9 protein-coding genes and 1 pseudogene are annotated in these 13,577 nt (G+C 71.6%); 7 read left to right on the forward strand and 3 right to left on the reverse strand.

Annotated elements, in window-relative coordinates:
- Positions 1-153: 153 nt before the first annotated feature.
- The 4 genes from U3649_RS08290 (at position 154) to U3649_RS08305 (ending at position 4,456) form a co-directional block, all read left to right on the forward strand.
- Positions 154-1,398, forward strand: a complete 1,245-nt coding sequence (locus U3649_RS08290) for an ectonucleotide pyrophosphatase/phosphodiesterase (RefSeq protein WP_407354364.1) — start codon at positions 154-156, stop codon at positions 1,396-1,398.
- 344 nt (positions 1,399-1,742) lie between these two features.
- Positions 1,743-3,263, forward strand: a complete 1,521-nt coding sequence (locus tag U3649_RS08295) for an AlkA N-terminal domain-containing protein (RefSeq protein ID WP_407354365.1) — start codon at positions 1,743-1,745, stop codon at positions 3,261-3,263.
- Between the two features lie 41 nt (positions 3,264-3,304).
- A complete protein-coding gene (locus U3649_RS08300) occupies positions 3,305-3,811 on the forward strand; it encodes a methylated-DNA--[protein]-cysteine S-methyltransferase (RefSeq protein ID WP_407354366.1) in 507 nt (168 codons plus the stop codon).
- A gap of 258 nt (positions 3,812-4,069) precedes the next feature.
- On the forward strand, positions 4,070-4,456 hold the full coding sequence (locus U3649_RS08305) for an STAS/SEC14 domain-containing protein (RefSeq protein WP_407354367.1): 387 nt from the start codon (positions 4,070-4,072) through the stop codon (positions 4,454-4,456).
- A 251-nt stretch (positions 4,457-4,707) separates the two neighbouring features.
- Here the strand turns inward: U3649_RS08305 and U3649_RS08310 are convergent, their stop codons facing one another.
- Entirely contained in the window at positions 4,708-7,260 is a 2,553-nt protein-coding gene (locus U3649_RS08310) for a membrane-bound PQQ-dependent dehydrogenase, glucose/quinate/shikimate family (protein WP_407354368.1), read from the reverse strand.
- A gap of 272 nt (positions 7,261-7,532) precedes the next feature.
- Between U3649_RS08310 and U3649_RS08315 the strand changes: the two genes are divergently transcribed.
- Positions 7,533-8,714: a hypothetical protein gene (locus U3649_RS08315; protein WP_407354369.1), complete on the forward strand. Its 1,182-nt coding sequence runs from the start codon at positions 7,533-7,535 to the stop codon at positions 8,712-8,714.
- Here the strand turns inward: U3649_RS08315 and U3649_RS08320 are convergent.
- Together U3649_RS08320 and U3649_RS08325 are read right to left on the reverse strand one after the other, a co-directional pair.
- Positions 8,678-10,513: pseudogene (locus U3649_RS08320) on the reverse strand (ABC transporter ATP-binding protein); the annotation flags it as partial. The gene U3649_RS08315 and the pseudogene U3649_RS08320 sit on opposite strands and share 37 nt — an antisense overlap.
- A gap of 77 nt (positions 10,514-10,590) precedes the next feature.
- Complete coding sequence (locus U3649_RS08325; RefSeq protein ID WP_407354370.1) at positions 10,591-11,166, reverse strand: NADPH-dependent FMN reductase; 576 nt, start codon at positions 11,164-11,166, stop codon at positions 10,591-10,593.
- A gap of 70 nt (positions 11,167-11,236) precedes the next feature.
- On the opposite strand from U3649_RS08325, the gene soxR reads away from it, so the two are divergent.
- The gene (soxR, locus tag U3649_RS08330) at positions 11,237-11,707 is read left to right on the forward strand and encodes a redox-sensitive transcriptional activator SoxR (protein WP_407354371.1); all 471 of its coding nucleotides are present in this window, start codon (positions 11,237-11,239) and stop codon (positions 11,705-11,707) included.
- A gap of 322 nt (positions 11,708-12,029) precedes the next feature.
- Positions 12,030-13,406 (forward strand): YfcC family protein, encoded by a 1,377-nt coding sequence (locus U3649_RS08335; RefSeq protein ID WP_407354372.1) that lies wholly within the window; start codon positions 12,030-12,032, stop codon positions 13,404-13,406.
- Positions 13,407-13,577 lie beyond the last annotated feature (171 nt).

Consider the following 13,577-nt stretch of genomic DNA (forward strand, 5'->3'; position numbering starts at 1 on the left):
ATGCGTGGCACCGTTGCCACGCCAGCCAGAATACGCCTGACGGTCGTCGCGGACACGTGCCCGGCGGCCCTTCCGTTCACAGCGCCGTCATTCCACGGACGGGTGCCCGCGGGCGGGCGCACCTGTCATGAAGGCGCCGTATCATGCGCGCCCATGTCACGCCTGCCCCCGCTCCTGCTCGTTCCGCTGTTGCTGCTGCTCGCGGCCTGCGCCTCCTCGCCGCCGGGGTCGCCGGCCGCGGCCGCGGACGCCAGGCCGACCCTGCTGCTGGTGTCGCTCGACGGCGTGCACCCGGACATGCTCGGCCGCGGCGACACCCCGCACCTCGACCGCCTGGCCCGCGAGGGCGCAAGCGCACGATGGATGCGGCCCTCGTATCCTTCGCTCACCTTCCCCAACCACTACACGCTGGTCACCGGGCTGCGGCCGGACCGTCACGGGCTGGTCCACAACACCATGCAGACCGGCGAACTCGGCTGGTTCCGGCTCAGCGACCGCGATGCGGTCGGCAACACCGCCTGGTGGCAGGGCGAACCGCTCTGGGTCGCCGCCGAGAATGCCGGCCTGCCCACCGCGACCCTGTTCTGGCCCGGCAGCGAGGCGCCGGTGCGGGGCGTACGGCCGACGCGATGGAACCGGTTCGACGCCAACCTGTCGATGGAAGACCGGGTGGCGCGCGTGCTCGGCTGGCTGGCCGAGCCGGATGCCACGCGCCCACGCCTGGCGACGTTGTACTTCGAGCATCCCGACAGCGCCGGACATGCGCACGGGCCCCGTTCGGCGCAGTTGCGCGCGACCCTGCGCGAGGTCGATGCGGCGATCGGGCGGCTGCTCGCGGGGATCGCCGAAGGCGGCCTGCAACAGCGGGTGGACCTGGTGATCGTCTCCGACCATGGCATGGCCGAGGTGCCGGAAGGGCAGGCGCTGGCGGTGGAGGACATGGTCGATCCCGCCGACGCCGAGGCGATCAGTTTCGGACAGGTCCTCGGATTCCGGCCGCGGCCGGGTCGCGAGGCGCGGGCCGAGGCGGCATTGCTCGGTGCGCACGATCGCTACGACTGCTGGCGCAAGGGCGAACTGCCGGCGCGCTGGCATTACGGCAGCCATCCGCGGATCCCGCCGATCGTGTGCCAGATGCACGAGGGCTGGGACGCGATCCCGCGCGAGTACCTGGCGCGGCGCCCGGGCGGCATGCGCGGGTCGCACGGATTCGATCCGGCACTGCCGTCGATGCGCGCGATCTTCATCGCGCACGGGCCGTCGTTCCGCAGCGGCGTCGTCCTGCCGGCGTTCGACAACGTCGACGTCTACCCGCTGCTGGCGCGGCTGCTCGGCGTCGAGCCGGCGCCGAACGACGGCGATCCGGAAACGCTGCTGCCGGCGTTGCGCCGGCCCTAGCGTCGGGGATCCACGCCGGTCCGAACGGGATTGATGCCGCGCGCGCCGGCGCCGCGCGGCTGTCGCGACTTCCGTCGCTCCCACAACCGGCCAGGTAGAAGCGCCGTGACGAGATCATCCGTCGCTCTGGCGAGACCCTCCAGCGGTGGGACGATCCCTCGCTCTGGCGGGATTCTCCAGCGGCGGGACGATCTTTTGTGGGAGCGACGGAAGTCGCGACCTGTCTCCGCTCGCCACGACCCAGCCGCTCCCATGGGCGCTGGAGCGCGCCGCGATCGGACGGCGCCGGCATTGATGTCCGAAAACGGCCAGTGCGGCCGCCGGGCCGGTGCTAGTCTGGCTCCATGTCGACGCTCGCCGCCCTTCCCGATCCCCACGTCTGCGAGCAGGCGCGCATCAGCCGCGATCCGCGTTTCGACGGACTGTTCTTCACCGCGGTCACCAGCACAGGGATCTACTGCCGGCCGGTGTGTCCGGCGCCCGCGCCGAAGGCGCGCAACGTGACCTACTATGCCAGCGCCGCTGCGGCCGAGGCGGCCGGATTCCGGCCATGCCTGCGCTGCCGCCCGGAGCTTTCTCCCGCCGACGGCACCTGGCGCCGCGGCGACGAGGTGGTGGCGCGGGCACTGAAGCTGATCGACCAGGGCATGCTGGCCGAACAGCCGCTGGCCGCGCTGGCCGAACGCGTCCACATCGGCGAGCGGCAGCTGCGGCGCCTGTTCGTCGAGCGCCTGGGGGCGCCGCCGATCGGCGTGCACGGCACGCGCCGGCTGCTGTTCGCCAAGCAGTTGCTGACCGAGACCGCGTTGCCGATCACCGAGGTCGCACTGGCGGCGGGCTTCGGCAGCCTGCGCCGCTTCAACACCAGTTTCCGCGAGGCCTACGCCATGGCCCCGCGCGATCTGCGCAAACGCACCGTCGTTGCCGAGGGCGACGCCCTGACCCTGCGCCTGCACTACCGCCCACCCTACGACTTCGCGGCGATGCTGGATTTCCTGCGCGGGCGCGCGCTGCCGGGCGTGGAGGTGGTGGACGCGGGCAGCTACACGCGCGTGTTCGGGCCGGCCGACGCACCGGGCTGGCTGCGGGTGAGCGCATGGCCTGGAACGGCGACAGGCGCCGAACGCGGCCACGCGCTGAAGCTGGAATTGCACGGCGGCCAGCCGGCGGCGCTGCTGGAAATCGTCAACCGCCTGCGGCGGATGTTCGACCTGGACGCCGATCCGCACACGATCGCCGCGGCCCTGGGCAGCGATGCGCGGTTGCGCCCGCTGTTGCGCAAGCGGCCCGGGCTGCGCATTCCCAGCGGCTGGGACGGGTTCGAGATCGCCGTGCGCGCGGTGATCGGGCAGCAGGTCAGCGTCGCCGCCGCGCGCACGTTGACCGCGCGGCTGGCGCAGCGCCTGGGGAACCCGCTGCCCGGGGCCTTCGCCGCGCGCGGCCTGCTGCACCTGTTTCCCCTGCCGGAAGCACTGGCGGAGGCCGACCCGGGCAGCCTCGGGCTGACCCGCGCGCGTACCGAGACCGTGCGCGGCATCGCCCGGGCGCTGCTCGACGGGCGGGTGGATTTCCGCCCGGAGTCCACGCTCGAGGAGTTCGTCGAACGCTGGACGGCGCTGCCCGGGATCGGGCCTTGGACCGCGCACTACATCGCGCTGCGCGCGCTCGGCCATCCCGACGCGTTCCCGGCCGAGGACCTGGTGTTGCAGCGGGCCCTGCCGGGCGACGGCAGCCGCCTCGGCGCGAAGGCGCTGCGTGCCCATGCCGAGGCCTGGCGGCCGTGGCGCGGCTATGCGGTGATCCAGTTGTGGCGCGATGCCATGGCGCCGCCGCGCCCCGCGGCCGGCCGCGCGCGCGCGGCCTGAGTGCGGCGCAGGCGGCTCCACCGAACGAGGAGAGCACCGAGATGACCATCTTCCACACCCGGTTCGACAGCCCCGTCGGTCCACTGCTGCTGGCGGCCTCCGATGCCGGGATGCATGCCATCGAGTTCCACGCCTCCAGGCACCCGGTGAAGCGCGGCGCCGACTGGCGCGAGGGCGATCACCGGCTGCTGCGCGAGGCGCGCAGGCAGTTGCAGGCGTATTTCGACGGCAGGCGGCAGACGTTCGATCTGCCGCTTGCGCCACGGGGGACCGAGTTCCAGCGGACGGTCTGGCACTCGCTGGCGGCGATCCCGTACGGCGAAACGGTGAGCTATGCGCAACTCGCCGCGCGCGTCGGCCGCCCGAGCGCAACGCGCGCGGTCGGCGCCGCCAACGGCCGCAACCCGCTGCCGATCGTGCTGCCGTGCCACCGCGTGATCGGTGCCGACGGCTCGCTCACCGGCTTCGGCGGCGGCCTGCCGACCAAGCGGTACCTGCTGGAGCTGGAGGGTGCGTTGCTGCAGCAGTTCCCGCTCGCGCGGCGCTGACGCGCGGCCGGCGTCGCGACTCCCGTCGCTCCCACAGGGATCGGCCTCCCAGGAAAGTGGATCGATGACCGCGTACTACCGCGGCACCTGTGGGAGCGACGGGAGTCGCGACAACTCCCCGCGGCCACGCACAGGCTCCGGTCGGGACGCGGCTGCGATCGCGGAGCGGGCCACTGCGGCAGCCGCGGCAACCGGACCGGTTGACGCTGCCGCCACGGCGCCTGCGCTAGGGTCGGACGCTCGAACGGGAGCACCCTCATGATCGAGATCCTGCCGGCACCGCCACATGTCGCCGCCTTCCACTTCAGCGGCCGGCTCGACGGCGACGACTACGATCGCTGCATCGCCTACATCGAAGCGCGCCTGGCCGAGTACCGCCGCATCGGGCTCTACGTGGACATGAGCGGATTCACCGGGATGACCGCGGAGGCGCTGGGCAAGGACCTGCGCTACGGCCTGGGCAAGTTCGGCGAGTACGACCGTTTCGCCCGCGGCGCGGTGATCACCGACAAGAACTGGCTCGGCAAGGTGTCGGAAATCGCCGGCAAGTTCTTTCCGGGCACCGAGATCCGCACCTTCGCGCCCGGCGACCAGCAGACGGCGCTGCAGTGGGCGGCGGACATCACGCCGCAGGACGACGCCTGAGGCCGCGACGGCCCCGCGCGGCCGGCGAGAGACGACGCGCCTCCGTGTAGAGCGGAGCTTGCTCCGCTATGTGGGCTCCGGAGCCGAAAGCAGCGGAGCAAGCTCCGCTCTACGAGGTGGTACGGACCGGCCGCGGCGGTGGCGGCGCGCCGTAGAGCCGAGCTTGCTCGGCTGCGCGGTCTCCGGAGCCGGGAGCAGCGGAGCAAGCTCCGCTCTACGGGCGGGGCGGCATGTCGTTCGCGGCGTCCGTGTCAGTCCGGGAGCGCGTAAGCGATCACCTGGTCGCCGGCGGGGGTCTCCATGAAATGGTGGCCGCCGGTCATGATCACCAGGTACTGGCGGCCATCGACCTCGTAGACGGCGGGCCCGGCCTGGCCGCCCGCGGGAAGTGCGTCCTGCCACAGGGTCTCGCCGGTCTCGATGTCGATGGCGCGGATCAGGTCGTCGGTGGCCGATGCGATGAACACCAGGCCGCCGGCGGTCACCGCGGCGGCGCCGTTGTTGGGCGTGCCGATATCGATCGGCAGCCCGGAGCGGATGCCGAACGGACCGTTGGCGCGCGCGGTGCCGAAGGGACGGTCCCAGAGCGTGCGGCCGTCGTCCAGCGCGATCGCGCGGATGCCCCCGTACGGCGGCTGCTTGCACAGCAGCTTGGTGGTGTGCATGCGCCAGCCGGCGTTGACCTCGATGCCGTAGTCGGTGCCGACCTGTGGGTCGCCGCTGCCCTCCGCGCCGCCTTCGTCCTCGCCCGGGTCCATCTCCGCGCGCGTCAGCCAGCCGCGGCGCTCGACCTCCTCGCGCGGCACCAGGCGGTTGTGGTTGGGCATGTCGTTGTAGTTGGCGACGATCACCCCGCGCTGCGGATCGATCGCGATCCCGCCCCAGTCGGAGCCGCCGTTGTAGCCGGGGTACTGGATCCAGTGGGTCTCGGTGGTGGGTGGCGTATAGATGCCCTGGTAGCTGGCGCGGCGGAAGCCGATGCGGCAGACCAGCTGGTCGATCGGACTGATGCCCCACATGTCGCGCTCGGTGAGGTCCGGCTTGCGCAGGGTATGGAAGCGCGAGAACGGCTGCGTCGGCGAGCGCTGGTCCGGTTCCACGCCGCCCTGCGGCACCGGACGCTCCTCCACGCCGACCAGCGGCTGGCCGGTTCGGCGGTCGAGCACGTAGAGGTCGCCCTGCTTGGTCGGCAGGACCAGCGCCGGCACCGGGCCGCCGGGCGACGGGAAATCGACCAGGGTCGCCTGCGAGCCGAGATCGTAGTCCCAGACATCGACGTGCACGGTCTGGAAGTGCCACGCCGGCTTGCCGGTGGTCACGTCGAGCGCCACCAGCGAGGTCGAGTACGCGTTCTCGGCGGCGCCGCGGTCGGCGCTGAGGTAGTCGGCGGCGGCGTTGCCCATCGGCAGGTAGACCAGGCCCAGGCGCTCGTCGCCGGAGGCGGTGGTCCACATGTTCGGCGTGCCGCGGGTGTAGGTCTCGCCCTCGGGCGGTAGCCCGGTGCGGTCCGGACGGGCCATGTCCCAGGCCCAGCGCAGCTCGCCGGTGACGGCGTCGAAGCCCTGGATCACCCCCGAAGGCATGTCGCGCTGCTGTCCGTCGAGCACCTGGTGGCCGGTGACGATCACGCCGCGCACGATGGTCGGCGGCGAGGTGATGGAGACGTAGCCCGGCGGCGTCTTGCCCATGCCGACGGTGATGTCGACCTCGCCGTTGTCGCCGAAGCCGGGGCAGGGGGCGCCGGTCCGCGCGTCGACCGCGACCAGCCGGCCGTCGAGTGTGCCTTCGATGATGCGGGTGGCGCAGACGCCGTCGGCGACCGGTTCCACCGTGGCGGTCGGTTCGGGATCCGCGGCCGGTTCGAGGTTGGCGCCGGCATCGGTCTCGGCCTCGGAGGCCAGTCCCGGGACTGCCGGCGCCCCGGTTTCCGACGGTTCCGGGACGGGCGGCGCCGGCGGCACCGTGTAGTAGGTCACGCCGCGGCAGGCGGCGGTATAGGGGATGGACTCGTTGGCCACCTGCGGGTCGTAGCGCCAGCGTTCCTGGCCGGTGCGCGCATCGAGCGCGATCAGGATGTTGCGCGCCGAGCACAGGTAGAGGCTGTCGCCGATCTTCAGCGGCGTGGTCTCGGCCCCCCAGCGACGGTTCGGCAGGTCGCCGGTACGGTATTCCCAGGCGCGCTCGAGGCGGGAGACGTTCTCGCGGGTGATCTGCGCCAGCGGCGCGAAGCGGGTGGCGGCGTCGTCGCGGCCGTAGGCGGCCCAGTCGCCGGCGGCCGGCGCGTCGGCTGGCTGGACGAACGCGTCGGCTTCGACGGTGTCGGCGGCGGCGACCGCGGCCGCCTGCGGTACGTCGCCGCCGCGGGTGGTCCCGCGCGGCACGAACGCCAGCGCGAACGCCGCCACGAACACCAGCACCAGCACGCCGGCCGCGCTCCAGCCGGCGCGGCGGGATACGCCGCGATCGAGCCCAGGCGCCAGCAACGCGACCACGATGCCGAGCGCGGTCAGCAGCCCGGCGCGCGGCACCCAGCGCCAGTAGTCGAGCCCGGACTCGTACGCGCTCCAGGCGAAGGTGAGCAGCAGCACGCCTGCGTACCACCACGCGCCGGCCATGCGGCCACGGATCAGCAGCACGCCGGAAACGGCCAGCCCGAGGCCCGCCACCAGGTAGTACCAGGAGCCGCCCAGCACCAGCAGCCAGGCGCCACCGGCGGCAAGCACCAGGCCCAGCAGCAGGACGACGGTCCCCACCAGTGCCGGCCACCAGCGGACCGGCCTGCGTTCGTTGTTCGCGACGGACATCATGAGATCGGTTCCCTGGCTGGTGCGCCCCGACGCACGGCGCATCCACCATAAATCGACCGCGAACCAGGCAAGGTGAAGAATGGTTCCGGGGCCGGGCTTCCGCGTGCGAAAGCGCGGGACGTGCGGGATAGGTTAAGACCACGCGAGCGCGGTGTTCGGGCAGCGTGCCGGCGCCGGTATTCACCGCGCGTTCGTCCGCGCACGCGGGGCGGCCCTAGACTACGGAATCGCACGATCGTCCGTCCCCGCGATCCCATCGAGTACGCCGCATGCCCAAGCAATCCTGGCTGACCGTGTCCTGCCTGTGCATCGCACTGGCGGCCTGCCGGCAGCCGGTGCCGCCGGAGGAAGCGGTGCTGGTGGAAACGGAGGAGGTGGCCAGCCCCGAGGAGGGTGGCGCGGTCAGTATCGCGCCGGTCGAGCCCGAGGAGGCGCCGCCGCCGCCGGTCGCGCCGGCCGAGCGCGAGACCGACTGGTCGACGATGCGGCTTGAAGCCGGCGAGGCCGCGATCAGCTGCGAACTCGACTACGTGGCGCAGGGCGACGGCGAACCGCTGGTGGAGCTGGACCGGGCGACGGTGACCGCGGCGCTGGAGCCGTGCGCGGAGCGCGGCGTCGCCCGCCTGCGCTACGAGGGCCGCGTCACTGCCGATTTCACCGCGCTGATGGAGCGCGCCACCGCGGTCGCCGACGAACTGGGCATCGGCAAGCGCGTGCTCGACATCGACTCGGCTGGCGGCCAGGTCGAGGACGCGATGGCGGTCGGCGATTTCATCGCCGAGTCGCGCTGGACGATCTGGGTGCGCGAAGGTTCCGTCTGCCACAGCGCCTGCGTGTTCGTGCTCGGCGCCGGGGATACGCGGCTGATCACCGGCAAGGTCGGCATCCACCGCATCATCCGCATGAGTTCCACCGCCACCACCCGCGCCGAGCTCAATGCCGAGCTGCGCGCCGTATACGACCGGGTCAGGGCCTACCTGGAGCGCAACGGCGCCGCGGTCGCCATCGCCGACCTGATGATGGCGGTGCCCAACCGCAACCTGCGCCTGCTCACCGGCGAAGAGCTGCAGCTCTACGGCCTGGACGGCGTGAATCCGGCCCAGGACGACCTGGACCGGTTGCGGCTGATGCGCAAGTGCGGCGAGGACTTCGTACGCCGCCGCGACGCCTTCGCGCGCGCGTTCGATGCGCGCTGCAAGGCGCCGGACACCGAACTCGAGGCCCTCAACAGCTGCGGCCTCGAACTGCGCAGGAACTACGGGTTCCCGGACGAGACCTGTCCGGCCGAGAGCCCGCTGTCGGAATTCGATTCCGCGGCCGACCTGGTGTTCTCGCCGCTGGCGCCGCCCGCCGGCAGCGGCCGGCCCGGTACCTCCGGCGCGGCCGAGACGGACGCGGAAGACGACGCGGAGGCCGACGCCGAGCCGCAGTCGATGAACCCGCCCGACTGACGCCGCCAGAGCTGCGCGTACAGGCCGCCGGCGGCGGCCAGCGCGGCATGGGTGCCGTCCTCCACGATCCGGCCTCGGTCCATCACGATCAGCCGGTCCATCGCCGCGATCGTCGACAACCGATGGGCGATGGCGATCACGGTCTTGCCTTCCATCAGCGTGGCCAGGTTCTCCTGGATCGCGGCCTCGACTTCCGAATCCAGCGCCGAGGTCGCTTCGTCCAGCACCAGGATCGGCGCGTTCTTCAGCAGCACGCGGGCGATGGCGATGCGCTGGCGCTGGCCGCCGGACAGCTTCACCCCGCGCTCGCCGACGTGGGCGTCGTAGCCGCGCCGGCCCTGCGCATCCTCCAGTTCCAGGATGAAGTCGTGCGCGCGCGCCTGCCTGGCCGCCTCGATCATGTCCGCCTCGCCGGCGTCGGGCCGGCCATAGAGGATGTTGTCGCGCACCGAGCGGTGCAGCAGCGAGGTGTCCTGGGTGACCACGCCGATCTGCGCGCGCAGCGAGTCCTGCTGCACGTCGGCGACGTCGACGCCGTCGATGCGGATCGCGCCGCGTTCGCGGTCGTGGAAGCGCAGCAGCAGGTTGACCAGCGTCGACTTGCCGGCGCCGGAAGGCCCGACCACGCCGATCCGCTCGCCCGGGCGCACGTGCAGGTCCAGGCCCTCGATCACGCCGCTGCCCCTGCCGTAGTGGAAGCTGACCCGCTCGAAGCGGATGTCGCCGCGGACGCGCCCGATGGCGGGCGCGCCGGGCGCGTCGTCGACCGTCGGCGGCAGCGAGATCGTGTCGATGCCGTCCTGCACCGTGCCGATGTTCTCGAACAGCGACGACAGCTCCCACATGATCCACTGCGACATCCCGAGGATGCGCAGCGCGAACGCCACCGCCACCGCGATCGCGCCGGTCGTCGCCGCACCGCCGTGCCACAGCCAGATGCCGAGCGCGGCCACCGAGAACAGCAGCGCCATGTTGAGCGCGTAGTTCAGCGCGTGCACCCCGGTGGACAGCCGCATCTGCCGGTGCACCGTGGCCAGGAAGCCGTCCATCGCCTCGCGCGCATAGGCCTGTTCGCGCTGCGAGTGCGAGAACAGCTTGACCGTGGCGACGTTGGTGTAGCTGTCGACGATGCGCCCGGTCATCACCGAACGCGCGTCCGCCTGCTGCCGCGCCACCCGGCTCAGCTTCGGCACGAAGTGCCGCATCAGCGCGGCGTAGCCGAGCAGCCAGCCGAAGAAGGGCAGCATCAGCCGCCAGTCGGCGGAGGCGGCCACGATCAGCGCGCCGGTGAAGTACACCAGCACGTAGTTGCCGACGTCGAGCAGCTTGATCACCGTCTCGCGGACCGCCAGGGAGGTCTGCATCAGCTTGGTGGCGATGCGCCCGGCGAACTCGTCCTGGAAATAGTCCATCGACTGCCGCAGCAGGTAGCGGTGGGCGTTCCAGCGGATCCGCATCGGATAGTTGCCGAGCAGGGTCTGGTGGATCACCAGCGAATTCAGCAGCACCAGCACCGGCAGCGCCAGCAGTACCACCGCCGCCATCAGCGCCAGGCGCCCGCCCTCGGCGGCGAGGAAGGTGGCCGGCGTGTGCCCGGCCAGGCGGTCGACCAGCGAGCCGACGAAGGCGTACAGCGACACCTCCGCGACGGCGATCGCCGCGGTCAGCAGCGCCATCGCCAGCAGCCACTTCCCGGCGCCGCGGGTGTAGTGGCGGCAGAACGCGTAAAGCGTCCGCGGCGGCTGCGCGGGCGGCAGCGGCGGGAAGGGGTCGAGACGGGTTTCGAACCACCGCAGCAGGCGCGATCCGCGCGAACGCGAGGCGGGCGCCGCGTCGCCGGGCAGGGGGCCGGAAAGGGTGGAAGGCGCCGCGCGGTTCATGCCGCGGCCTCGCGATAGGGCGTGGCTTGGCGCGCGTTGCGCAAGGCGGCGGCCCACCAGTGCAGTTGCGACAGCATCGCCTGCGCCGCCCGTTCGGTGTGCGCCGCCTCGCGCAGCCGCCCGTCCGCGTCGAAGCGGCGCCAGACCTCGGCGAAGGCGATGCCGTCGTGGATGGCCACCGCATGCAAGGCGCCGAACACCTGGCGCAGCTGCTCAACCGCGCGCAGGCCGCCGGAGACTCCGCCGTAGCTGACGAAGGCCACCGGCTTGGCGTGCCAGTCGTCGTACGCGGCGTCGATCAGCTGCTTGAGCGGCGCCGGGTAGCCGTGGTTGTACTCCGGCGTGACCACCAGGTAGGCGTCGGCCGCGCGGATGCGCCGGCGCAGGCGGGTGGTGGCCATGTCGGGCGTGCGCGGGAGCGCGGCGGGGAGCTGCAGCGCCGCCGGGTCGAGCGTGTCCAGCACGAAACCGCCATGTACGCGGACTCGGCCCGCCGCCCAGCGGGCCACGGTGTCGCACAGGCGCGGCTCGCGGTTGCTGCCGTAGATCAGGGTCAGATGAATGGGTGGCATGGAAACCTCGGGTTGCATCGCTATGGCGCGCAGGGTAAAACCTAAACAAATATTGAGGTCAAGGCCGGGTATGAAGACGACGCGAACAAGAGGCACAAAGGCGCGCGAACTCGGCGTCGGCGAGGTCGCCGCGCGCAGCGGCGTGGCGGTCTCGGCGCTGCATTTCTACGAGAAGAAGGGGTTGATCCACAGCCTGCGCACCGCGGGCAACCAGCGCCGCTATCCGCGCGACGTGCTGCGCCGGGTGGCGGTGATCAAGGTCGCGCAACGCGCGGGCATTCCGTTGGCGGCGGTGCGCGAAGCGCTCGACACCCTGCCCGACGGCCGCACGCCCACCGCCGCCGACTGGAGCCGCCTGTCGCGGCGCTGGCATGCGGACCTCGACGACCGCATCGCCCGCCTGACCCGGCTGCGCGACCAGCTCGACGGCTGCATCGGCTGCGGTTGCCTGTCGTTGAAGGCGTGTCCGCTGCGCAATCCCGAGGACGCCCTGGGCGAGGAGGGCCCCGGCCCGCGCCTGCTCGAGCCTGCGGACGCTTGATGGTACAGGGTCGTTTCAGACGTAATGCCACTGCGCTCCGACTTTCCTGTCGCGACTTCCGTCGCTCCCACATGCCTTCGGGCATGCCGCTCCCGCATTGTGGGAGCGACGGAAGTCGCGACACATGGTTGGATGCGAACACCGATCCATGACCGGTGCCGGCGAGGTCCCGATACTTCCAGTCCATAGCAGCCGGGCCTTCCGATCGCGATTGTCCGGCGGCGGTACACCGTCGCCACTCCCACGTCGAGCCCGCGGTACCCGTGCCCGCGTCCGCTCCACGCCCGCCTATACTGCGGCGAATTCCACCCGGATCCGGCCGATGTCCCGATTCCTGCGCGTTCCCCACACCCTGGTGTTGCTGTTCGTGATGATGATCGTCGCCCTGGCGTCGACCTGGGTGCTGCCGCAGGGCGAATTCGAGACGGTGGAGGACGCGAAGGGTCACGCACTGGTGGTGCCCGGCACCTACCAGCACGTCGAGGAGCGGACGGTGCTGTCGCCGCTGGCTCTGTTCACCGTGGTGCCGCGCGCGCTGGCGGCGGCGCAGGACATCATCTTCTTCGTGCTGATCGTCGGCGGCGCGATCGCGGTGCTGCGCGCCAGCGGCCTGATCGACGCGATCCTCGGCTGGACGCTCAAGCGCGTCGGCCACAGCCCCGGCCTGCTGATCGTGATCGGCATGTGCGTGTTCGCGATCGGCTCGGGCACGATCGGCGTGGCCGAGGAATACATCCCGTTCGCGGCGATGCTGATCGCGCTGTGCCTGGCGATGCGCATGGACGTGATGACCGCGATGGGGATCATGATCTGCGGCTACGGCATCGGCTACGGCGTGGCCGCGCTCAATCCGTTCACCGTCGTCATCGCCCAGGGCGTGGCCGGGCTGGAGCCGACCTCCGGCTGGCAGTTCCGGCTGGCGCTGTTCGTGCCGTTCGTGGCCATCGGCGTGCACCACGTCTGGAGCTACGCCCGCCGCGTGCAGCGCGATCCCGACGCCAGCCTGATGAAAGGCATCGAGGTCGCGCACGTCCCGCCGACAGAATACCCGGCGCTGACCGGCCGCAAGCTGGTGCTGCTGCTGGCCGCGCTTGCCACGCTCGCCCTGATGGTCTGGGGCATCAGCACCCGCGGCTGGTACCTGGTGGAGCTCGGTGCGCTGTTCCTGGGGCTGGCTGTGTTCGTCGGCCTGGCCGGCGGCCTCGGCGTGGACGGCACCGCCCGGCGCTTCGCCGAGGGCGCCGCCGAGCTCGCCACCACCGCGCTGCTGATCGGCTTCGCGCGCTCGATCGCGCTGCTGCTCGAGGACGGCCGCGTACTGCACACCATCGTCGACGCGCTGGCCGCGCCGCTGACCCTGGTCGGCGCCGAGATCGCCGTGGTCGGCATGCTGCTGGTACAGACCGTGCTCAACCTGTTCATTCCCTCGGGCAGCGGACAGGCCTTCGTCACCATGCCGATCATGGCCCCGCTCGGCGACCTGATCGGCGTCAGCCGGCAGGTCTCGGTGCTCGCCTACCAGTTCGGCGACGGCTTCTCCAACATGATCGTGCCGACCAACATCGTGCTGATGAGCATCCTCGGCATCGCCGGCATTCCCTACGACCGCTGGTTCCGCTTCGTCTGGCCGCTGATCGTCAAGCTCACCATCGCCGCGGCGATCGCGCTGGTCGTCGCGGTGCTGATCGGATACCGATAGCCCGCGCTCTACGGGGCGGGGCATCCCTGTAGAGCGGAGCTTGCTCCGCTGCTCTTGGCGGGCTCCGGCAGGGGGAGCAGCCGAGCAAGCTCGGCTCTACGGGATGGCGGACATCGCCGTAGAGCGGAGCTTGCTCCGCTGCTCTTGGCGGGCTTCGGCAGGTGGAGCAGC

The sequence above is a fragment of the Luteimonas sp. R10 genome (genome assembly GCF_045689605.1).
Classification (GTDB): Bacteria; Pseudomonadota; Gammaproteobacteria; order Xanthomonadales; family Xanthomonadaceae; genus Luteimonas.